This window comes from Geobacillus sp. JS12, assembly GCF_001592395.1.
GTDB lineage: Bacteria > Bacillota > Bacilli > Bacillales > Anoxybacillaceae > Geobacillus > Geobacillus zalihae.
Genome location: NZ_CP014749.1, coordinates 1,256,127 through 1,277,391 on the forward strand (window position 1 = coordinate 1,256,127; position 21,265 = coordinate 1,277,391).

Consider the following 21,265-nt stretch of genomic DNA (forward strand, 5'->3'; position numbering starts at 1 on the left):
TCCTCTTTTTCACCGATTTACTTTTATTATACACCAATCCGGTGAAAAAGTATGTCGGAATGCGGCAAATTTGTTCCGACTTTTTTCGTCAAATCAATAGATGGAACAAGTTCGGGTCTTTGTTGACCTCTTGGAACGGGAAGCCTTTTTTCTTCATCCGCTCGATGAGCGGCGCGTAGTCTTCGCGCCGTTTCAGCTCGATGCCCACAAGCGCCGGTCCGCTTTCTTTGTTGTTTTTCTTCGTGTATTCAAACCGGGTGATGTCATCCGTCGGCCCAAGCACTTCATCCAAAAACTCACGCAACGCCCCAGCCCGCTGCGGGAAGTTGACGATGAAATAGTGCTGCAGTCCTTCGTAAATCATCGAGCGCTCCTTGATTTCCTGCATCCGGTCAATGTCGTTGTTGCCGCCGCTCACCACGCAAACGACCGTCTTGCCGCGGATTTGTTCCTTGTAAAAATCAAGCGCAGCGATCGGCAGCGCCCCTGCCGGTTCAGCGACAATGGCGTTTTCGTTGTACAGCTCCAAAATCGTCGTGCATACTTTTCCTTCTGGAACGACGACGATGTCATCAAGCACCCCGCGGCATAAGGCGAATGTCTTTTCCCCGACCGTCTTGACGGCAGCGCCGTCAACGAACTTGTCGATTTCATCGAGCGTCACCACATGTCCGTGCTCGAGCGCCGCTTTCATCGATGGGGCGCCGGCCGGCTCAACCCCGATGACTTTGGTGGACGGAGAAATGCTTTTCACATACGTCCCTAGTCCGGCCATCAATCCCCCGCCGCCGATGCTGGCGAACAAAAAGTCGATCGGTTCATCGCAGTCGTTGAGCACCTCGACGCCAATCGTCCCCTGTCCGGCGATGACGTATTCGTCATCAAACGGATGGATGAACGTCCGCCCTTCCGCCTCGGCGCACTTCACCGCTTCGTTGTAGGAATCGTCAAACGTGTCGCCGACAAGCACGATCTCGACCATGTCTTTGCCAAACAGCTGCACTTGCGACACTTTTTGCCGAGGCGTCGTCGCCGGCATATAAATTTTCCCATGCACGCCAAGCGCCCGGCATGAATAGGCCACCCCTTGGGCATGGTTGCCGGCGCTGGCGCATACCACCCCGTTTCTCCGCTCCTCATCGGTTAAATGCTTCATCCGGTTGTACGCCCCGCGCAGCTTAAACGAACGCACGACTTGCAAATCCTCGCGCTTTAAGTAGACATTGCACTCGTAGCGCTCGGATAACAGCGGATTTTTTTGCAGCGGCGTATGGAAAACAACATCCTTCAGCGTATGATACGCGATCAAAATGTCCTCGACGTATACTGCCCCTTGCTTCCGTTTCAGCTGTTGTTCCATGTTCTCGTTCCCTTTCTTTTCTAAGTTGTCTTTGATTTGTAGATTATATCACAAATTCGCAAAAAGAAAAGGGAATTTTCGAAAAGTTTTATGAGGATGAAGGGAAGCGGGCTCGTGAACATCGCGATGACCCCGCTTTACCGGATACTGGACGCTTCCGCCGGCCGGATTCACGCTTTTGGCCTGACGCCATCCGATGAGCGCCATCCTTCCTGCTCGAAACCTCTCCCTAGCCGTCCTGCCAGACGGCAACACGGCGAATTGTGCAGCATATGTACGGCGAACTACTTCTTCATGCGCAAGCGGACAGAAAAAACGACCGGCGCTATGCCCGGTCGTCCTCTTTTTTGAACTCTTCTTCCTCGGCAAATTCCGTCGCCCATCTTCCTTCATCATACCAGCGGTGCGCTTCTTCCCTTCTTGCTTCTTCGTGCACATGGTTTTCCATATACAAATGGAAAAACGCTTCAACCGCCCCGATCGCCAAGGAGCTGAAAAACGCGCCGTATGCCATGTTGACGGACGGGGCAATGAGGGCAAAGCTGACCGGCCAAATAAGCAAAAAGGAAAGCGGCACGTCAAGAGCGGCAGCGACAAAATGGCCGACGCGCGGCAACACGAACAGATCGCCGATCATATAAGAAACAAGCGCCGTCACGATCGTCATGAGTGAAATCAAGGAAAGCGGGGCATCGAAGATCGTAAACATCGAAAACAAGACGACGCTCCAAGCAGCGAGCTTGACGACAAACGGAACGATATGTTTCATCGTCTTCCTCCATTTCCATTGTGGTTCTATTGATTATCGTTCCTTTTTCGCCCCGCTTCTATGCAGAAACACGTTTTCAAAATGTTCCGATCTCAAACAAAAAGACGCCCCGTTTTTGGGGTCGTCTTCGCAAACGTTTCGTACGCCAACGACAAACGCATATCCATGCCCGTGTCCCATCTATTTCGCCTTTTTCCGCTCATAAATGATAAAGGCGTGTTCATACGGATTCTTTTCATCTTTCCCTCCTGGCGTATAGGAAACGATTTCCCATTCATCGTCAGAAATGGGCGGATAAAACGTATCGCCGGGGAAGGAAGCAAAAATTTTTGTCACATACAGCCGGTCGACAATCGGCATCGTCGCCCGAAACAGTTCGGCCCCGCCGATGATAAACACTTCATCAGCGCGCGATGCGATCCATTGCTTGACTTCCTCGAGCGAATGAAGCACAAGGCAGCCTTCCGGGCGAAACGAGCGGTTGCGCGTGACAACGACGTTATCGCGGCCGGGAAGCGGCCGGCCGATCGCTTCAAACGTTTTGCGCCCCATCACGATGGCATGGCCCGTTGTCACCCGTTTAAAATACGCCAAATCGGCCGGCAAATGCCAAGGCAAGCGGTTGTCTTTGCCGATCACCCGGTTTTCATCCATCGCCACAATGTGCGAAATCATCGCGTCCTCTCCTTTACACAGCCACCGGTGCTTTAATCGTCGGATGCGGGTTGTAGCCGACAATTTCAAAATCGTCGTATTCGTAATCGAAAATGGACGGCGGCTTCCGTTTGATGACGAGCTTCGGCAGCGGGCGCGGCTCGCGCGTCAGCTGCAGTTTCGCCTGTTCGAGATGGTTTTTGTACAAATGGACGTCACCGCCGGTGAAAATGAGTTCGCCGACATCGAGGTCGCACTGCTGGGCGATCATATGCGTCAACAGCGCGTAGCTGGCAATGTTAAACGGCAGCCCTAAAAACGTATCAACGGAGCGCTGCTGCCACATGCACGACAACCGACCGTTCGCAACATAAAACTGAAAGGCATAATGGCACGGCGGCAGCTTCATCTCGTCCAATTCCGCCACGTTCCAAGCGCTCACAAGCAACCGGCGTGAATTCGGATTTCGTTTGATCTCCTCGACGACCCACGCGATCTGGTCGATTGTTTTCCCGTCCGCCCCTTTCCATGAGCGCCATTGCGCGCCGTAAATCGGGCCGAGATCGCCGTTTTCGTCCGCCCACTCGTCCCAAATCGTCACGCCATTCTCCTGCAAATAGCGGACGTTCGTATCGCCTTTTAAAAACCAAAGCAGTTCATAAATGATGGAGCGGATATGCAATTTTTTCGTTGTCACAAGCGGAAATCCATCTTGCAAGTTGAAGCGGAGCTGGCGGCCGAACACCGACAGCGTGCCGACGCCCGTGCGGTCTTCTTTTTCGACGCCGTTTTCCAAAATATCCTCCAAAAGCTGCAAATATTGCCGCAATGTTCTCACCTCACGCTCTATCATACCATAAAGCAACGCATGGTGAACCACTTGTCCATAAAAAAACGAGCCTTTTACGAGGCCCGTTCCGCCAATCCGCGGATCAACGCATATGTTCTCGGCGCTGCCGCCCGCAACGTTTGCCGCGTCTTGTCGCTTGCATAATAATAGGCAAACGACTCAGCAAAATACTCTTCCGGATAAGTCAAAAAATAATATTCGCCAGGAAAGAGCCGCGGCGCCTCCTCCCGCCAAATCGCTTGAAATTCGTCCGTTTCATGAATGCGGTCAAATACGATGTAATCGAGCGAATGAGCAAACTCATGCAGCTCCAAATTGACCGAGCCGTGTCCTTTCCCTTTTTCGCTATGGCCGAGGCGGACAAGCACTAAATGCGCCCCGCCGATGCCCGGCACGTCATCCCATGTTTTCGAACCCGGCATATAACCGCGCGGCGTTTTTCCGCGCAAATGGCGGGCCGTCGGCTCATCGGTGATCGGGCCGGTCAACAGTTGGATGTAAATATGGTGGTCCGCCGCCTGCTCTAAAATCGTGCGATCAATGTGGGCGAGCGTCTGAATGGTCTTGTTCGCCTCCGCAGCGGGAAACGCTGTCTCGGGCACGATCACAATGCGGCCGAGCACGTCACGGGACGGAATGTCCCGAAGATCAAGGCCGCTTTCTTGAAGCAGCACGCCGTGGGCGGCCGGGTACGGCGAAAGCGATAGAAGCGGAATGGCGAACAGCGCCGCCAACAAACTAGTGAACAGCCGTTTCATCGTGGTTCCCCCGCTTCTTTCAATCTATGAAAATCATATCATAGAACGAAGCGGGAAAAAACGCGCAAAATCAGGAAAGAACCGCAGGCGATTATGTACGCCAGTTCGGCGGCGTATTTTTTGACCAGTAGATTTTCCCGAGTTCATGATGGGCTTGAAACCCATCATCGCATGTATGATAGTGAAACTGAAACCAATATCCGTCTTGCGGCGGATGCTCGCGGCGGACGTGAAAGCGGATCAAATCCTCTCCCGTATCCGCCCGATACAAATGAAAAATGCGCTCCCCTTGCCCGCCGGACGGATTTTCCGAAACAGCCAAATAGCGGAGCTCCTCTTCCGGATAACGATCGGCAAGCTCGGCGATCACTTCTTCCATGCGCGGCAAAATGACGGCGCGAAACTCATCTTCAATGACCGGAGCGATTTTGCGGCCGAATTTTTCATGGGACTGGGCAACGGCCTTTTCCATCGTCCGCTCAATGAATTGAGCTCGCGTCAACGAAACCGCTTCCTCGGCACGACTTGTTGGACTGTGCTGCCAGTCGGAAGACGATGCATCATCTGACGGTGGCTCTTTGGCCGCGAGCAGCGAAGCGGGCGGTGTGACGAGTCCAAACGTGCAGACGGTAATGGCGGCAACAAGCGTTTTTCGAAGCCAAGACGGCAGCTTCATCGCCTTCACCTCCCGCTACCGCCGTCAGCGGCCAAAGACGCGAACAAGCCGGTCGCTTTTAATTTGGCGACCGCCCGGCGCAACACTTCTTCCGGCTGGACAAGGGCGATGCGCACATACCCTTCGCCGCTCGGCCCAAACGCGTGCCCAGGCGTCACAACGACGCCGGCTTGGTCGATGAGCGCCTTCGCAAACGAAAGCGACGTAAACCCGTCCGGAATTTTCGCCCACACGAACATGCCGGCTTGCGGACGGTCAACCGTCCAACCGATGTCAGCGAGTCCATCCACGAGCACATCGCGGCGCGCCTGATACATCATGCGGCTCTGGGCGCAAAAGCCGGCGCCATGGCGGAGCACTTCCGCGGCCGCTTTTTGCAGCGGCCAAAAAATTCCGTAATCCAAATTGGACTTGAACTCGGCAAACGCACGAATCACCTCGGCATTTCCGCACAAGTAGCCGACCCGGCAGCCGGCCATGTTGTAGCTTTTTGACAACGAATTGATCTCCACGCCAACGTCCTTTGCGCCTGGAACAGAAAGAAAACTCACCGGTTTGTTTCCGTCATAATACAGCTCGCCGTAAGCAAAATCGGAAACAACGAGGATATCGTACCGCTTCGCAAACTCGACCACTTCGCGATAAAATGATTCTGTCGCTACGGCTGGAATCGGATTTCCAGGGAAGTTGATAAACATGATCGTCGTCCGTTTGGCGATGTCCTCCGGGATCGCACGCAAATCCGGCAAAAAGCGGTTTTCCTCCCTCAGCGGCAGAAAATACGGCATCGCTTCCGCCATCGCCACCCCCGCCGCATACGCCGGGTACCCGGGATCCGGCAATAAAATGACATCCCCCGGGTCAGCGAACACCATCGGCAAATGAACGAGCCCGTCTTGTGACCCGATGACGTACGTCACTTCCGTCTCTGGATCGAGCACGACGCCATGCGCCGTCCGATAATAATCGGCGACCGCTTCATGAAACTCGCGAATGCCCTTTAATGTGTAGCCGTACGCATTCGGCTCGTTGGCGTAGCGGGCGATCGCCTCACGCACAAACGGCGCCGGGGGCAAATCCGGGCTGCCGACGCTTAAATCGATCCACTCGTCATGAAGATGGCGCCGCTGTTGACGATACGCCGCCAATTCGGCAAAAATCGATGCCGAAAACGCGTTCATTCGTTTCGCTTTTTTCATTTCGTCTTCCTCTCCCTTGACAAGACCAAAACTGCATTTTCTTTTTGCTTTTGTTGGTATATACTTTTATCATAGTTCCGAAAGAAGACACCCGCTTCAACCGCGTGAAGGTCGCAACCCAGCGATCAGCGGCAAATGGATGTCGGTTGGCGTCAGCCAAAACACATGATAAAATCAAGGTATATCATGTTCTTTGTGAACTGGATATAGAGGGTTGCATGGAGAATATCCAATGCGAAAACCAAGCAAAGCCTTCCATGCGTAAAATATCCAAGGCGCGAAAGAACTCCGAATCGTCGGATGCCTAGGGTTGGGACGACCCGAAGTCACGCTCAGGGAGACGAAAGAATGCTTTCGTCGTGGAACTGAGAAGCTCCCACTTCAAGCAAAGCGAAGTGGGGGTAGTTCACATGAATAGTGTATCATAGATTCTCAGTGAAAATATAGACAGAAAGGCGGGAAAAATGAAACATGAACACGATCTTTTTTGCGGCCAGCCTCATTACATTGCTTTACTTTATTTATAGTTGTATCGCCAACGCCTAAACGCTCTTGGCGATCCATCCAGCTCCCTTGGCATTCTGTTGGATGCGAAGGGAGTTTGCGCATGAAAACGACAAAAGGAGCCCCGCATCGGGAGCTCCTTTTTAATCGATTTTTGTTTTTTTGCGGGCAGAGTCAAGCTCGAAGGCGCCTGTCTCCGTCTCCGTCGTGCCTTGCCCTCGAACATCTGGGGCGCTGACGCCCGTTTTCGAACGGTCTTTTTTCCGCTTCGGCACGCCGATCACCTCCGCCCTTATCGTTCCCCGGCGCCGGCAGCGGTATGCAAGGCCGGGGAAGGCGTTGGGCATCAACCGCAATATTTGTCAAACGCAGCCAAAATATTTTCCATCACGTCCTCCATCGAGTGAAACTCGATGTCTTCGCGCGGGATAAAATGAACAACTTCTTTTCCTTTTAAAAGCGCCATCGACGGCGAGGACGGCGCATAGCCGACAAAGTACTCGCGCATTTTCGCCGTCGCTTCTTTGTCTTGGCCGGCGAATACCGTCACGAGATGATCCGGCTTTTTCTCGCTCCTAAGCACCGCCTGCGTCGCCGCGGGGCGCGCCAATCCAGCGGCGCAGCCGCACACTGAGTTGACAAAGACAAACGTCGTTCCTTCCACTTGTTCCATAAACTGCTCGACTTCTTCGCTCGTGCGCAATTCGCGAAAGCCGGCGCGGACGAGTTCATCCCGCATCGGCTGCACGAGCTGGCGCATATATTCTTCATACGCCATCGACATGGCCATCATCCCTCCATATGATCATCAGTGTGCTATCAGCATACTATACTTCGAACATTTATTTCTCCGGCTTGTTCTCTTTTTTTCGGCTCTCCGTCATTTGCTTCCACACAGACCCTTTCGCTTCTTCGCCGCCTTCGATCCGTTCAATGGCCATTTTCACTTGCAAGCTCACTTCAAACTCCGGATCGTTTTCCGCCGCTTTTAACGCCGGCAGCGCCGATTCGTCGCCGACTTCGTACAAAAACATGGCCGCGCGCCAACGGACGAGCTTGCTTTCGTCCTTTAGCGCTTCGATCATGGCCGGAATGGCCTCCGGATCGCCGATGTCGGACAAACAGTCGCCGGCGGTGCGGCGGACAGCGACAGCAGGATCTTTTAACGCTTCATACAAATACGGAAGCACCTTTTTGCCGCCGATCATGCCGAGATACGCTGTTGCCAGGCGGCGGATGGCCATTTTTTCATCCTTGAGCGCCTTGGCCAACACCGGGATATCGTCCTCGGTCGGCTCGGCCATCTGCTCGAGCGCGGCATACCGTTTGCGCCAATCCGGGTCATCGAGCATCTCGCTCGTCACTTTGAGGCTTGGACGCTTTTGCACCGTTTTTTCCTGCTCACCGCGGCGGAACATGTTGACGATCCGCTCCAGCCGCTCGGGCGGATAGGCGGCTGACAGCTCATCGACCATTTCGCGGCCGATTTCCTCAAACGTGCCGTAGCGCACTCCTTTTTCGACCCATTTGCGCTCAAGCACAACATTTCCTGCGTATTTTTGCGCCTCAATGACCGCGTCCATAAACGGTTTCGGCAGCCCGACGCGGTGTTCGCGCTCCCCATCGACAAGCTTCACTTGCATCGGCAGACCGTACAGCATTTGCACGAACACTTTCACTTCGCCGAAATGTTCGTTTCCTTTCGGCTTTGCCTCGGCGCCGTCATCCGCTTTCTCGCCGAACACTTCGCGCACTTTCGCCAAAATGTCGCGCCAGTCGTATTTCGGATGGCGTTCAATAGCCAAAAAATCAGCGACATGGTAAATGCCTTTCACTCCGTCAATGCGCATCAATGCTTGAATAAGCGGCGGCGCTTCGCCAATGTTGTCCGGTTTGTAGTTATGGCGCGTGCCGGAAGGCAATTCTTCATCAAGCAATATTTTCATCGTGTTCGGGCTTGGCGTCGGCTCAATCGCTTGAATGCGCAAGCGTTACCCCTCCTTGCCTTACAGCAGCTTTTCAATTTCCCTTCTCAGCTCGCTTGGCTTTGTTTGCGGTGCGAAACGAGCAACAACCTTGCCGTTGCGGTCGACTAAAAACTTCGTGAAATTCCATTTGATCGCCTTTGTTCCCAATGCCCCGGCGCCTCTTCTTTCAAATATTGAAACAGCGGATGGGCGTTATCGCCATTCACATCCACTTTCGCAAACAGCGGGAACGTCACACCGTAATTCAACTGGCAAAATTGCTCAATTTCCTCTTCCGTCCCCGGCTCTTGGCCGCCGAACTGGTTGCACGGAAAGCCGAGCACAACAAACCCGCGATCGCGATATTCGTCATACAGCTCCTGCAGTTCTTTATACTGCGGGGTGAAGCCGCATCGGCTCGCCGTGTTGACAATCAACAGCACGTTGCCTCGATAGACGGAAAGCGGTTGTTCCTCTCCGTGAATGGTTTTGGCGCTGAATTCATATACACTCATGATTTTTCACCTCATCCCTATCATAGCGGATTTCACCGTTTGTTTCCACTTTTTGCGCCACTACTGCCCGGCGAACAGCTGCAATTGTTCAAGTGATGAAACCATATACGGCACCATCTCCGGCAAATCGGCGGCGTTTTCCTCATAAATGAGGCGTGCAAATTCGACCACGGCTTCATTTTCATACGGGCCGTGTTCATGCGGAAACGGAAAGCGGAGCGTTTGCCGGATGATTCGCTCCTTGCCCCAAATCGTCCGCAGCGTTCCTTCAATGAGCGCACAAACGGACGAGCGGCGAACCGGAAGGGTAAACAGAAGAGCGAGCCGGCAGCCGGCCCGGCCGTGATAGAGCCGCTCATTGACCAGCTCAGCAAAATCAAGCGAAAGCCGCGCGGTGCAGACGACGAGCGGATCGGGCGCATCATTCAGCCGAAATGAAATGGCGTACTCCCGGAACAAACGAGCCAAATCGACAAGGTCGCGGCGATCGACCACGGCAATGCGCCCTTGCAAGTCCGCGTCATATATCGCTCCTTCCAACACCGTTTTTAAATTGTCAAAGGCGGTCGGATCCAATCGGGATTCCCCTTTTTGTTCACAAGCTGTTTTAAGGTCAAAAAATCAATTGAAGAATGTTGACAAAGTTTTTATAATTAAGGTATTTAGTAACGAGACAGAAACGGAGGGGACACCATTGCCAATCAACATTCCAAAAGACTTGCCGGCGAAAGAAATACTCGAACAAGAAAACATTTTCGTGATGGACGAAGAACGGGCGTATTCGCAAGACATCCGTCCGCTCAACATCATCATTTTAAACTTGATGCCCGAAAAAGAAAAAGCAGAGACACAGTTGCTGCGGCTGCTTGGCAACTCGCCGCTGCAAGTGAACGTCACCTTTTTGCGCCCGGCGACCCATGAGCCGAAAACGACAAGCAAACATCATTTAGAACAATTTTACACGATTTTCCCGCACATTCGCCATCGCAAGTTCGACGGGATGATCATCACCGGAGCGCCGGTCGAGCAAATGCCGTTTGAAGAGGTCAACTATTGGGGAGAATTGACGGAAATTATGGAATGGACGAAAACGAACGTCACGTCAACGTTGCACATTTGTTGGGGGGCACAAGCTGGCTTATACTATCACTACGGCATTCCGAAATACCCATTGCCGGAAAAATGCTTCGGTGTGTTCAACCATACGGTGGAAGTGAAAAACGTAAAACTATTGCGCGGTTTTGACGATGTGTTCCGCATGCCGCACTCCCGCCATACAGACGTCAAGCGCGAAGACATCGAAAAAGTGCCGGATCTCACCATTTTGTCCATGTCTGACAAAGCCGGCGTTTGCCTCGTCGCATCGAACGACGGGCGCCGCATTTTCTTAACGGGCCATCCAGAATATGATGCGACAACGCTCAAAGAAGAATATGAACGCGACTTGGCGAAAGGGCTGCCGATTCACATCCCGGAATCATACTTTCCCAATGATGACCCAAGCCAGCCACCGCTGAACACATGGCGCTCGCATGCCAACTTGCTGTTTGTCAACTGGCTGAACTATTACGTGTATCAAGAAACGCCTTATGAATGGGAATGAAATCAATATATGCAATCATGTTGAACCATCCCGAAAAAACGCCTTGCTGAAACATATGCAAGGCGTTTTTCTCATTTTGGCCGATTGTTTTCGTGTTTCGACAATCGCCCTGTTCTTTTCGTTTTTTTGACATACAATACGATAGATTCCACCAGGAGGTGAACATGATGGGCGCTTGGCATGGAAACAGCTTTGCGTTGATTGTCGTTCTGTTTATTTTGTTGATTATTGTTGGATGTGCCTGCTTGGGCGGATATGCCTACTAACCGAAATCACTGATTGCCTTCATCCGGCCGCCGTGTTTGCCAGCATCCGGCCGGCTTGCAGCGGGAAAGCGGGAACACGAACGCTTCCCGCTTTTTTATGCTGGGCTGTAGACAACCATGCATAGGAATGAAGGCATCGTCCATGCTAAACGTATGACAACAGCAGCCAAAGGAGGTGGAGCTCATGACGAAACGCCCAAACAACGGCAGCCGCAATCAAAACGCGCCAACGCAAGATCCGATGGCCTTGCTTCGCGGCCCGGTTTCCGGCGATAACAGCAAAGGACGGCGGCAAAACAAAATCCAAAATGACAAAACCGATGAAAATGCCTAACCCACAAAAAGAAGAGGGTGTCCCAAAAGGATCGAGACACCCTTTCTCATTACCGTATATAGGTATAAAACAATCATTAAGAAACAATATGTTGTGTTTTGTTAAAGAAAATTACCCTTTTGGGTCAGCCCCTTTGCTTATTACTGTATATATACGCGCAAAATGCTGTCCGAAAACCATATATTGTACTTTATCGAAAGAAAACCAACCTTTTGAGACAGCCTCTTTTTGCTTCTAAAATTCAATCCCTTTCATCGCGGTTCTTCCTTGTTCATAGTCATGCTTGATGAGCTTCATTTCCGTCACGATATCGGCAGCCGCCATCAGCTCCGGGCGCGCCGCGCGCCCCGTGATGACAAGATGGAGCGACGGCGGGCGCGTGCGGATCAGCTCGAGCACCTCGCCGACTGATACGATATCTTCAATGGGAAAGCGGTCAATGGCCAACACATTGTTCAGTTCATCGAGCACAATCATGTCATACCGTCCGGAATACACATATTCTTTGGCCACCGCCCAGGCACGCTTCAATGCTTCGCGGTGGATGTCCGGCGTTTTCGTCCATGTGAAGCCGGCGCCGAGCTGACGGACGTCGACGCCAAGGCGCTCTAGGGCCAACTGCTCGCCGTATGTCCGTTCCGGCGATTTCACAAACTGCAAAATCGCGACGTTCATTCCCCGGCCAACGGCACGCAGGGCAAGCCCCAATGCGGCCGTCGTTTTTCCTTTTCCGTCGCCCGTATAAACGATGACACGCCCGCTATGACGAGGCGTCGGCATCGACCACGCCCCCTTGCCGCTCCGGAAACCATTGGAGCGTCTCACGCAGACGAACGACATCGCCGATGATGATGATGGCAGGATGGGAAATGCCCGCCTGTTCCGCCTCGTCTGACAGCGTCGAAAGCGTCGCCGCCACCGTGCGCTGCCGCTCGGTCGTCCCCATTCAATGATGGCCGCCGGCGTATCCGACGGCTTTCCGGCCGCCATCAACCGGCCGCAAATATCCGGCAAATTGGCCGCTCCCATGTAGACAATGATCGTATCGCATCCTCGAGTCAGCGCCTCCCAATCGATCCGCTCACTCCGATGCCCGCTGACGATCGCCACCGAGGCGGCGTAATCACGGTGGGTGACCGGAATGCCGGCGTACGCCGGCACAGCAATGCCGGATGTCACCCCTGGAACGATTTCAAACGGAATTCCGGCTTTCGCCAACACTTCCGCCTCTTCACCAACGCGGCCAAAAATGCACGGATCGCCGCCTTTTAAGCGGACGACCGTTTTTCCTTGTTGCGCATGCCAAACGAGCAGCTCATGAATTTGTTCTTGAACCGTGTCATGTTTTCCCGGCTCTTTGCCGCAGTAAAGAAGCTCAGCGTCCGGCTTCGCGTAGCGCAGCAGCTTCCGATTGATGAGCCGGTCGTAAATAATGACATCCGCCCGCTCTAGGCATTCGCGGCCGTAAACCGTGATGAGCTTTTCATCGCCCGGCCCGGCGCCGACTAAATACACTTTGCCGATGGTCATTTCCCGTTCTCTCCTTTCGCATCAGCGGTGGAAACGCCTGCCGAAGCGAATGTCGCCATTTCGTTCACCATCGCCGTTGCGGACACCAAGAGCGGAAACGCTACCGCCGCGCCGCTTCCTTCGCCAAGGCGCATGCCGAGATCCAAAAGCGGCTCCTTCTCTAGCAAACGAAGGGCTATACTGTGCCCCGGCTCTTCGGAACGATGGCCGGCAATCATATAGTCTGTGACGTTCACGGCAAACTGGCGGGCCACAAGGGCAGCCACCGTGCAAATAAAACCGTCAAGCAAAATCGGGATGCGCCGTTCGGCGGCTGCCAGCATCGCCCCGGCCATAGCAGCGATCTCCAACCCGCCGATTTTCGAAAGCCATTCAAGCGGCTTCGCCGGATCCGGTCGATGAAGCAAGAGCGCCCGTCGGATCACGTCCTGTTTATGGGCAAGCATTTCCTCCTTAATGCCGCTTCCTTTGCCAACGATGCGCTCAAGCGGCTCATCGGTCAACGTGGCCAATAAGGCGCTCGCGGCGGTCGTATTGCCGATGCCCATTTCGCCGACAATGAGCGTGCGGACGCCTTGTTCAATGATGGACGCCGCCTGTTCGTAACCGACATGAAGCGCCTGTTCAGCCTCGGACGGCGTCATCGCTTCCGTTTGGGCGAAATTGTTCGTTCCCGGGCGCACCTTTTTCTGAATGACGCGCTCATCAGCAATCGGCACGGCGACACCGACATCAATCACCTGAAGCAACGCGCCGATTTGCCGGCTGAAGGCGTTGATCGCCGCTCCGCCGTTGGCAAAGTTGTACACCATTTGCGCCGTCACTTCGGCCGGATAAGCAGACACCCCTTCTTCCGTGACGCCATGGTCGGCCGCAAACACGAGCACTCCGGGCGGAGTGACGCGTGGAAGCAGCTCCCCGGTCATGCCGGCAAGCGCAGCCGCCACTTCTTCAAGACGGCCGAGGCTGCCGGGCGGTTTCGTCAGCTGATTGATGTAATCACGCGCTTGTTCCACCATTTCACGGCGGATCGGTGGGATGGAAACATTCATCATGGGCGCACCATATCCCCATCAAGCGGGAATAGGCGCTTCCTCCTTTCTCGTCTATGATTGAGGGGCGAAAAAGCAGCTTTCCCCGTCACGATTTAGCGCAGAGGGAGGCCGGACGCCCCGCTTTACAGGAGGAATTCGCAGCCCCTAAACCGAGCCAATCGCTCGGAAAAAACGGGCCATATCGGCCGTTCCTCCGCACCACCATTTTCCATATCGATCACAGCCGCTGAAATTGACGCATCATCTGTTCGATCCGTCCGACGTCGACATGCTCGCGGACATGGGCGGCAAGCCGGTCAAACATCGCTTCCTTACGGGTGTGAAACGATACAGCGCCGTGCAACGGAGCTCCCTTTTCGCGGCGAATAACGTTCAAAAAAGCGGTGCGGAACGCATCGTTATGAAACAAATCGTGCATGTACGTGCCCAGCACCCGCTCATCACTGTGCTTCGCCCCTTCATGACGGCCGTCCGCCTCAATAAGCGGCGCATAGCCAGGAAGCGGCGCCGAGCGGCCCATATGAATCTCGTATCCTTGCACGGCAAATCGCTCTCCGCCCCATGTAAGCACTCCTTCGGAACGGATCGTGATTTTCGTCCGCTCAAGCGTCGTTTCAATCGGCAGCAAACCAAGCCCTTTTACTTCCGGGAGCGGCGTCTCGACTCCATACGGATCGCGGATGACGGCGCCAAGCATTTGGTAGCCGCCGCATAAGCCGACGACTCTCGCTTTTCCTTCATTGACAAGCGACACAATGCGGGAAGCGAGTCCTCTTTTCTTCATATAAATCAAGTCTTCGATCGTGTTTTTGCTGCCGGGAAGCACGATCACATCCGGCGCGCCAAGCTCATCGGCGTGCGTGACCAACCGGACGCGGCAGTCCGGTTCGGCCAAAAGCGGGTCGATGTCGGTGAAATTGGCGATTTTCGGACAGCGGATGACCGCGACATCAATCGCTTCCTCTCCCCCGACAGATGAAGCAAACCGCTCAAGCGACAGCGAATCTTCAGCATCGATCGCCAAATCAGGCAAATAGGGAACGACGCCAAGCACCGGCACGCCGGTGTGCTGCTCAAACCAATCAAGCCCCGGCTTAAGCAGCGCCACATCGCCGCGAAACTTGTTAATGATGACCCCAATGACCCGCTTTCGGTCCTCAGGCTCAAGCAGCGACAGCGTTCCAACGAGGCTCGCGAACACCCCGCCCCGCTCAATATCGCCGATCAACACGACCGGGGCGTTGGCGAGACGGGCGATGCGCATGTTGACGAGCTCGCGGTCGTTTAAGTTTACTTCCGCCGGGCTTCCCGCTCCTTCAATGACAATCCGGTCATACTCGTTCATCAACGTTTCGAGCGACTGACGGATGACGGCCAGCCCTTGGTGGAAAAACTCGTTCCGGTAAGCGAACGCCTGCATATTGCCGTACGGTTTGCCAAGCACAACGATTTGCGATTCATGCTCGCGGCTTGGCTTAATCAAAATCGGATTCATCTCGGCGCGCGCCGCCACTCCGGCCGCTTCGGCCTGAATTCCTTGCGCCCGCCCGATTTCGTTTCCGTCCGGCGTCACGTAGGAGTTTAACGACATGTTTTGCGACTTGAACGGCGCCGTCTTCCAGCCGTCTTGGGCGAACATGCGGCAAAACGCGGTGGCGATGACGCTTTTGCCGGCATCAGAATGGGTGCCTTGAAACATAATCGGCAGCGCCTTAGCCATTGATGGTCACCTTCTCGCATTCGGCGAGCCACCGCTCAACCATCGCCGGGGCGGACGCGAAATGAAAATGGACATAGCCGGCGACAAGCCGGTGCGCCAAATAACCGTCAGGCTTTGTTCCTTTCCGGCCGCTCGTTTCGTAGGCAAACGGCACCTCGCCCCGCGGTTCGTACACGGAATAGTGAAATTCATGCCCGCGCGCTGTTTCTCCTTCCGGCAATAGAAAATTCCCTTTCCGCCCGCGCACTTCGCGATACCCAAGCGCCGCGAGCTTCGTCTTCATCACGACCTTCCCCGGGATGACGCCCGCCATCTCATAGGCCGCACCGTCCGTCGCAACAAGCTGTTCGGTGAGAAACATAAACCCGCCGCATTCGGCCAACGTCGGCAACCCGTGTTCGATGGCGGCGCGGATCGACTGTTTGACCGCGGCTTGCCTGGCGAGCTCGGCGGCAAACTCTTCCGGAAACCCGCCGCCGATATACAATCCGTTCACCCCATCCGGAAGCGGCTCGCCGGCGAGCGGGGAGAAATAAACAAGTTCCGCGCCATAGGCGGCCAATATCTCCAAGTTTTCTGGATAGTAAAAGTGGAAGGCGGCATCCTTCGCCACCGCGATGCGAACCGGATACGTCCGGCTTGGCTGGACAAGCGGCGCAGGCGCCTCCAGAGGCGGAGCGGACTCGGCGATTTGAAGCAGCGCCTCCCAATCGACTGTTTCCGCTACTTTTTCCCCAAGGGCGGCAAAAAAAGCATCCAATTCGCCGCGCTCCACCGACGGTACGAGCCCTAAATGCCGCTCGGGCAACGTCAGAGCCTCGTCTTTTGGCAAATAACCGACCGCCGGGATGCCGCACATTTGCTCGATGGCCGCCTCAATCAGCCGGAAATGCCCTTCGCTGCCGACGCGGTTGGCAAATACGCCGGCGATGCGGACATCCGGGTGAAACGTTTGAAATCCGCGGACGATGGCGGCGGCGCTGCGGGCCATGCCAGCGGCGTCAATGACAAGCAGCACCGGGCTTTCCGTCAATGCCGCAATATCGGCTGTCGATCCTTCATCAGACAGCGGCTGCTTGCCGTCAAACAGCCCCATCACCCCCTCGATGATGGCGAGATCCGCTCCTTGGCAGCCGTTCGCCAACATTTGGCGCACGTTCGCACGGCCGGCCATCCAGCTGTCCAAGTTGCGCGCCGGCCGGCCGGTCACAGCCGTATGGTAAGTCGGGTCGATGTAGTCCGGACCGCATTTAAACCCTTGCACCGTATATCCTTGCTGCCTCATGGCCGCCATCAACCCAAGCGTCACAGTCGTTTTGCCGGCGCCGCTTCCCGGTGCGGCGATGACAAGCCGTCGCATGCCTCTTTCCCCTTTCCCTGCATGGTCGCTTTCTTTTGATGATCGATGAGCGCCACGGAAATCGTCACATTGCCGGACTTCTTTTTCACCAGCGCCAGCCGATCGGCCCCGCTGTACAATTTCGCCGCGGGCTCGCTCACCCCGTAGGCGCCGGTGTAGCGGAACACGGTCTCCGACGGCGCTTCGATGGACACCGTGTTTAGCTCTTCCGGCGTATACGCAACCAATTCCCATCGATATTTGTTGACTACCTCCAAAAGGCCTTGTTCATCCTTTTTCAAGTCAATGGTGCACACCGCTTTGACGCTTTTCATCGAAAAGCGCAGCTCATTGAGCGTCTCATGGATGACCGCTTCGATTTCGTCAGCCGATGTGCCGCGGTTGCAGCCGATGCCAAGGGCGATCACTTTCGGGCGATACAAGACGCCGTTTTGCAAAATCGCTTCTTCTTCCGGCGCAAGCAGCCGGTGAGTGACCACAAGCGCCGCCGTCGGGCGGGCAGCGAGCGCTTCCGCGATTGAGCCGTACACGGTGATGTTTTTCGGCAGCGTCCGGCCCTCCGGCCACCAATCGGGTTCCCCGACTCTTGCACGATCGCCACCGGCTCTTCATTCACGACCGCGGCGCTCACCGGTGTCAGCTTGTCGGCCGATTCCCATTCCCAGCCGAACTGGCGACCGAACAGATCGACGGCGATCGTCTGCTGCACGTCAGAAGCGGTCGTAATGACCGGGCGGGCGCCCAATATGGCGGCCACACGCCGCGTCAGTTCGTTCGCTCCGCCCAAATGGCCGGAAAGAACACTGATCACATGTTCAGCCTTATCATCGATCACCACGACCGCAGGATCGGTCTTTTTGTCTTTTAACAGCGGAGCGATCATCCGCACGACAGCGCCGAGCGAAATGATGCAAATGAGTCCGTCATAGCGGGCGAACAACTCCGGCAACAAGGCCCTGACGTTGCCGGAAAACAAGCGGATCCCGTGCTTGGCTTCATCGCCGCGGGCGAATTTATCCGTATAATAAACGTCCGCTCCCGCAAGAGCGCCTCCAAGGCGTCGGGCGATCTCGACCCCGTGTTTCGTAATGGCCACGACAGCATAGGCGCCGTGTCTTTCGTTGTTCGCGGCAGCAGCCCCCACCTTACTTCTCCCCTTTCGATATCCGTGCGTAAACGTGCGGTCGTACAGCTTCGAACGGTAGCCGCGCTCATGAATATGGGGATCGAGCGCCCAACCGGCCAACATGATCGCGTGTTTCGTCACACCATGGCGCCGCATATCGTCAGCCATTGTGGCAACGGTGGAACGAATCACAACTTCATCCGGCCATGTCGCCTTATAGACGATCGCGACAGGCGTATCACCGCTCCAGCCCGCTTCAAGGAGCGCCGCGCTTACTTTTTTGGCAAGCGTCGCGCTTAAAAAAAGAACGAGCGTGCAATGATGCTGCGCCAGCTCCTGCAATTTCTCACGCGGCGGCATCGGCGTCCGCCCCTCGGCGCGGGTGAAAATGACCGTCTGCGTCAATTCCGGAACGGTGAGCTCCGCCTGCACGGCGGCCGCAGCGGCAAACGCCGAACTGACGCCGGGGACGATTTCCACTTCAATTCCTTCTTCTTTCAACAAGGCGATTTGCTCGAGCGTCGCCCCGTAAATCGATGGATCACCGGTATGGACGCGCACGACGAGCCGGCCTTGTCTCACCTTGTCGGCCATCATCGCCACCATTTGCTCCAAATGCATGCCGGCCGTATGAAACACCTCCGCTTCCGGCTTCCGGTAGCGCTCGATCAATTCCGCGCTCACTAGCGAGTCTGTGTAAAAAATGGCGTCGGCAGCAGCGAGAAGCTCGGCGCCGCGAACCGTGATCAAATCCGGCGCTCCCGGCCCCGCTCCTACGATATACAGCTTCACTTTCTCACCACCATCAATGTCAAATATTCGAGCTCCGCTCCGTCGAGCTCCTCGACCTTCCACACGACTTCCTCACCGGACGTCACTTTCGTCACAACAGCGGCGCGATGAAGCAAATCGAGTTCCCGCAACAGACGAACCAGCAAATCGATCACTTTCGCCACTTTAAAAAAGACAACGCAATCGTGACGAAGAAGCACTGCTTTCATCGCCTCAACATCGTCGCGGGCGGGCACGATCGCCACAGTTTCATCACCATCCGCCAGCGGCAGACGAAGCCTAGCGGCAGCAGCGTTGGCCGAACTGACGCCGGGGACGACTTCAATCGGCGCTTCCGGATAGCGGCGCTCCATCACGTGCATCAAATGAATGAACGTGCTGTACAACAGCGGATCGCCTTCGGTCACAAACGCGACATCGCGCCCGGCCGACAGCTCCGCCCAAATGGCGTCCGCCGCCTCGTTCCACTTCGGCTCCAGCACGGCTCGGTCTTTTGTCATCGGAAAATGCAGGCCGAGCCGCCGTTTTTCCTCTGGCGCAAAATACGCATCAATAATTTGTTCCGCATAGCTTTTGCTTTGCCGCCCTTTTTTTGGATAGGCGATGACATCCGCTTCTTTTAGGCGGCGGTATGCTTTCACCGTCATGAGCTCCGGATCGCCCGGGCCAACACCGATGCCGTACAACGTGCCGGTCATTCGTCTCCCTCCCGCTTGGCTGTCATGATATACACCGGATTGAGCGCCTCAAAGCGCGTCAACTCTAAAATGGGCTTGCTTCGCGACACTTGCGCGAGCGTGATGTCAACATGAAAACCACGGCTGCGCAACTCCCGAGCCGCCTCAGCAAGCGTCTCAACCGTTGCCGCGTTGATGACGATGCGCCCGTTTCGTTTCAAGCGGCGGCAGCACACATCCAGCAATGGCGCCATCGCCCCTGACGTGCCACCGATAAAGATGGCGTCCGGGTCGGCAAATTCGTCGAGCCGATCGGGCGCCCTGCCGTGCACAAGCGTGATGTCAACGCGGAATTTGCGCAAGTTTTGCCGGCAGATCTCAAGGTCGTATTCATTTTTTTCAATCGCAAACACCGCCCGTCGCGGGCGATTTTCGCCGCTTCAATCGCCACCGAACCGGTGCACGTCCCAATGTCCCAGACGACGCTGTCCGGGCGCAAGCGCAAGGCGCTTACGCTTAAGACGCGAATTTCTTTCTTTGTAATCAGCCCTTTGTCCGGCTTGCGTTGGAAAAATTCATCATCGTCAATGCCGAGCGGCCAAACCGGACCGGGAGCGGTTTGCCGCAAAATGACTATATTTAATGGAAGAAACTCGGTTTCTGCCATTTCTTCTAGCTTGAAAAACCGGCATCGCTCGTTCGGCCCGCCGAGCTCCTCGCCGACAAACGCCTCATATTCCGTCATGCCGTACTCGAGCAAATAGCGGGCGATGGCGGCCGGCGAGTTCGTCTCATCGGTTAAGATGGCGACTTTGCGCCGCCCGTCGATCCGCTGAGCCAAGCCGGTGAGCGGCCGGCCATGGACGCTGACAAACGCCGCGTCTTGCCAAGACTCGCCCATTTTCGCAAACGCCCATTGCACCGAGCTGACGGCCGGATACACGTCGATCGGCAATTTGCCGGCCAAATAGCTGCCGATGCCGTAAAAGAGCGGATCGCCGGAAGCAAGCACGACCGTGTTGCGCGTCTCATGGCGGAGCCGCTCCACCAGCTCCGCCAGTCCGCGGCGGATGACCATCGTTTCTCCTTTGTATTCTGGAAACATCGCCAGCTGCCGTTCGCCGCCGACAAGCAACTCGCTTTCATCAATCCAGCGTCGATACAGCTCCGGAAGACTTGCTTGCCCATCAGCACCGACACCGATCAACTTCATCGTCCCCATCGGTCTGCACCGCCTTTCCTAATCGTTGTCCGTTCATGGTGTAAATGGACGTCGCCACCGTCAGGCCGCCTCCCACTTCGTGAAGCGCCGCCTGGCAGCACGCTTCGCACAACAGCTCGAAAAACTTCGTGCAACCAGCCTCTTGCATCATGTCGCCCACTTGCGCCGCCGTATTCGCGCCGCGCACCGCAGCCACCAGTTCTGGACCAGCACCTGCCTGCTCGGCGATGGCAGCCAAAAAGCCAAAGTCGACCGGGGCGCTTTTCGAGTGCACCATCATCACTCCTTGAGCGACTTTCGAAAATTTCCCCATCATCCCGACCATCGA

General features: G+C 55.4%; 19 protein-coding genes and 5 pseudogenes. 3 read left to right on the top strand and 21 right to left on the bottom strand.

Annotated elements, in window-relative coordinates:
* Positions 1–88: 88 nt before the first annotated feature.
* From ilvA to A0V43_RS06265, 12 genes and pseudogenes are all read right to left on the bottom strand, one after another.
* Positions 89–1,360, bottom strand: a complete 1,272-nt coding sequence (gene ilvA / locus A0V43_RS06215) for a threonine ammonia-lyase IlvA (protein WP_015374892.1) — start codon at positions 1,358–1,360, stop codon at positions 89–91.
* A gap of 325 nt (positions 1,361–1,685) precedes the next feature.
* Positions 1,686–2,129 (bottom strand): YndM family protein, encoded by a 444-nt coding sequence (locus A0V43_RS06220; RefSeq protein ID WP_020755891.1) that lies wholly within the window; start codon positions 2,127–2,129, stop codon positions 1,686–1,688.
* 180 nt (positions 2,130–2,309) lie between these two features.
* Complete coding sequence (locus tag A0V43_RS06225; RefSeq protein WP_063192649.1) at positions 2,310–2,804, bottom strand: dihydrofolate reductase; 495 nt, start codon at positions 2,802–2,804, stop codon at positions 2,310–2,312.
* Positions 2,805–2,817: 13 nt separating this feature from the next.
* Positions 2,818–3,612, bottom strand: coding sequence for a thymidylate synthase (thyA, locus tag A0V43_RS06230; protein ID WP_011231268.1), 795 nt, complete (start codon positions 3,610–3,612; stop codon positions 2,818–2,820).
* A gap of 74 nt (positions 3,613–3,686) precedes the next feature.
* Positions 3,687–4,391 (bottom strand): anthrax toxin lethal factor-related metalloendopeptidase, encoded by a 705-nt coding sequence (locus A0V43_RS06235; RefSeq protein WP_063192650.1) that lies wholly within the window; start codon positions 4,389–4,391, stop codon positions 3,687–3,689.
* Positions 4,392–4,482: 91 nt separating this feature from the next.
* Complete coding sequence (locus A0V43_RS06240; protein WP_173346448.1) at positions 4,483–5,061, bottom strand: YpjP family protein; 579 nt, start codon at positions 5,059–5,061, stop codon at positions 4,483–4,485.
* An 11-nt stretch (positions 5,062–5,072) separates the two neighbouring features.
* Entirely contained in the window at positions 5,073–6,266 is a 1,194-nt protein-coding gene (locus A0V43_RS06245) for an LL-diaminopimelate aminotransferase (protein WP_063192651.1), read from the bottom strand.
* A gap of 647 nt (positions 6,267–6,913) precedes the next feature.
* Entirely contained in the window at positions 6,914–7,045 is a 132-nt protein-coding gene (locus tag A0V43_RS18755) for a YuzL family protein (RefSeq protein WP_011231272.1), read from the bottom strand.
* A 71-nt stretch (positions 7,046–7,116) separates the two neighbouring features.
* Positions 7,117–7,554, bottom strand: a complete 438-nt coding sequence (locus tag A0V43_RS06250; RefSeq protein WP_063193821.1) for a BrxA/BrxB family bacilliredoxin — start codon at positions 7,552–7,554, stop codon at positions 7,117–7,119.
* Positions 7,555–7,612: 58 nt separating this feature from the next.
* The gene (locus A0V43_RS06255; RefSeq protein ID WP_013523800.1) at positions 7,613–8,758 is read right to left on the bottom strand and encodes a conserved virulence factor C family protein; all 1,146 of its coding nucleotides are present in this window, start codon (positions 8,756–8,758) and stop codon (positions 7,613–7,615) included.
* An 18-nt stretch (positions 8,759–8,776) separates the two neighbouring features.
* Positions 8,777–9,252 (bottom strand): annotated as a pseudogene (locus A0V43_RS06260) (glutathione peroxidase).
* Between the two features lie 60 nt (positions 9,253–9,312).
* Positions 9,313–9,828, bottom strand: coding sequence for a hypothetical protein (locus A0V43_RS06265; protein ID WP_033006157.1), 516 nt, complete (start codon positions 9,826–9,828; stop codon positions 9,313–9,315).
* 118 nt (positions 9,829–9,946) lie between these two features.
* Here A0V43_RS06265 and metA point away from each other — a divergent pair, with 118 nt between their 5' ends.
* From metA to A0V43_RS19735, 3 genes are all read left to right on the top strand, one after another.
* The gene (gene metA, locus A0V43_RS06270) at positions 9,947–10,855 is read left to right on the top strand and encodes a homoserine O-acetyltransferase MetA (RefSeq protein WP_011231279.1); all 909 of its coding nucleotides are present in this window, start codon (positions 9,947–9,949) and stop codon (positions 10,853–10,855) included.
* A gap of 167 nt (positions 10,856–11,022) precedes the next feature.
* Positions 11,023–11,121, top strand: coding sequence for a YjcZ family sporulation protein (locus tag A0V43_RS18760; protein ID WP_011231280.1), 99 nt, complete (start codon positions 11,023–11,025; stop codon positions 11,119–11,121).
* Positions 11,122–11,305: 184 nt separating this feature from the next.
* Entirely contained in the window at positions 11,306–11,455 is a 150-nt protein-coding gene (locus tag A0V43_RS19735) for a hypothetical protein (protein ID WP_011231282.1), read from the top strand.
* Positions 11,456–11,689: 234 nt separating this feature from the next.
* Here A0V43_RS19735 and cobO read toward each other — a convergent pair whose 3' ends face one another.
* From cobO to cbiE, 9 genes and pseudogenes are all read right to left on the bottom strand, one after another.
* Entirely contained in the window at positions 11,690–12,235 is a 546-nt protein-coding gene (gene cobO / locus A0V43_RS06275) for a cob(I)yrinic acid a,c-diamide adenosyltransferase (RefSeq protein WP_063192652.1), read from the bottom strand.
* Positions 12,216–12,985, bottom strand: a pseudogene (cobA, locus tag A0V43_RS06280) (uroporphyrinogen-III C-methyltransferase). Before cobA ends, cobO begins: the two are co-directional and overlap by 20 nt.
* Positions 12,982–14,040: a nicotinate-nucleotide--dimethylbenzimidazole phosphoribosyltransferase gene (gene cobT, locus A0V43_RS06285; protein WP_128577988.1), complete on the bottom strand. Its 1,059-nt coding sequence runs from the start codon at positions 14,038–14,040 to the stop codon at positions 12,982–12,984. The pseudogene cobA and the gene cobT overlap by 4 nt, the downstream one beginning before the upstream one ends.
* A gap of 217 nt (positions 14,041–14,257) precedes the next feature.
* Positions 14,258–15,760: a cobyric acid synthase gene (locus A0V43_RS06290; RefSeq protein WP_063192653.1), complete on the bottom strand. Its 1,503-nt coding sequence runs from the start codon at positions 15,758–15,760 to the stop codon at positions 14,258–14,260.
* On the bottom strand, positions 15,753–17,120 hold the full coding sequence (locus A0V43_RS06295) for a cobyrinic acid a,c-diamide synthase CobB (protein ID WP_063192654.1): 1,368 nt from the start codon (positions 17,118–17,120) through the stop codon (positions 15,753–15,755). Before A0V43_RS06295 ends, A0V43_RS06290 begins: the two co-directional genes overlap by 8 nt.
* Positions 17,066–18,264, bottom strand: a pseudogene (locus A0V43_RS06300) (cobalt-precorrin 5A hydrolase). The gene A0V43_RS06295 and the pseudogene A0V43_RS06300 overlap by 55 nt, the downstream one beginning before the upstream one ends.
* 9 nt (positions 18,265–18,273) lie before the next feature.
* Positions 18,274–19,038, bottom strand: a pseudogene (cobM, locus tag A0V43_RS06305) (precorrin-4 C(11)-methyltransferase); the annotation flags it as partial.
* Positions 19,035–19,736, bottom strand: a complete 702-nt coding sequence (gene cobI / locus A0V43_RS06310; RefSeq protein ID WP_033025426.1) for a precorrin-2 C(20)-methyltransferase — start codon at positions 19,734–19,736, stop codon at positions 19,035–19,037. The gene cobI and the pseudogene cobM, both read right to left, overlap by 4 nt.
* Positions 19,733–20,937: pseudogene (gene cbiE / locus A0V43_RS06315) on the bottom strand (precorrin-6y C5,15-methyltransferase (decarboxylating) subunit CbiE). The gene cobI and the pseudogene cbiE overlap by 4 nt, the downstream one beginning before the upstream one ends.
* Between the last annotated feature and the right edge of the window lie 328 nt (positions 20,938–21,265).

Bases quoted from the DNA above. Each gene is read 5' to 3' on its own strand.
- ilvA (WP_015374892.1), bottom strand. From the start codon at position 1,360: ATGGAACAACAGCTGAAACGGAAGCAAGGGGCAGTATACGTCGAGGAC.
- A0V43_RS06220 (WP_020755891.1), bottom strand. From the start codon at position 2,129: ATGAAACATATCGTTCCGTTTGTCGTCAAGCTCGCTGCTTGGAGCGTC.
- A0V43_RS06225 (WP_063192649.1), bottom strand. From the start codon at position 2,804: ATGATTTCGCACATTGTGGCGATGGATGAAAACCGGGTGATCGGCAAA.
- A0V43_RS06235 (WP_063192650.1), bottom strand. From the start codon at position 4,391: ATGAAACGGCTGTTCACTAGTTTGTTGGCGGCGCTGTTCGCCATTCCG.
- A0V43_RS06245 (WP_063192651.1), bottom strand. From the start codon at position 6,266: ATGAAAAAAGCGAAACGAATGAACGCGTTTTCGGCATCGATTTTTGCC.
- A0V43_RS06250 (WP_063193821.1), bottom strand. From the start codon at position 7,554: ATGTCGATGGCGTATGAAGAATATATGCGCCAGCTCGTGCAGCCGATG.
- A0V43_RS18760 (WP_011231280.1), top strand. From the start codon at position 11,023: ATGGGCGCTTGGCATGGAAACAGCTTTGCGTTGATTGTCGTTCTGTTT.
- A0V43_RS19735 (WP_011231282.1), top strand. From the start codon at position 11,306: ATGACGAAACGCCCAAACAACGGCAGCCGCAATCAAAACGCGCCAACG.
- cobO (WP_063192652.1), bottom strand. From the start codon at position 12,235: ATGCCGACGCCTCGTCATAGCGGGCGTGTCATCGTTTATACGGGCGAC.
- cobT (WP_128577988.1), bottom strand. From the start codon at position 14,040: ATGATGAATGTTTCCATCCCACCGATCCGCCGTGAAATGGTGGAACAA.
- A0V43_RS06290 (WP_063192653.1), bottom strand. From the start codon at position 15,760: ATGGCTAAGGCGCTGCCGATTATGTTTCAAGGCACCCATTCTGATGCC.
- A0V43_RS06295 (WP_063192654.1), bottom strand. From the start codon at position 17,120: ATGCGACGGCTTGTCATCGCCGCACCGGGAAGCGGCGCCGGCAAAACG.
- cobI (WP_033025426.1), bottom strand. From the start codon at position 19,736: ATGACCGGCACGTTGTACGGCATCGGTGTTGGCCCGGGCGATCCGGAG.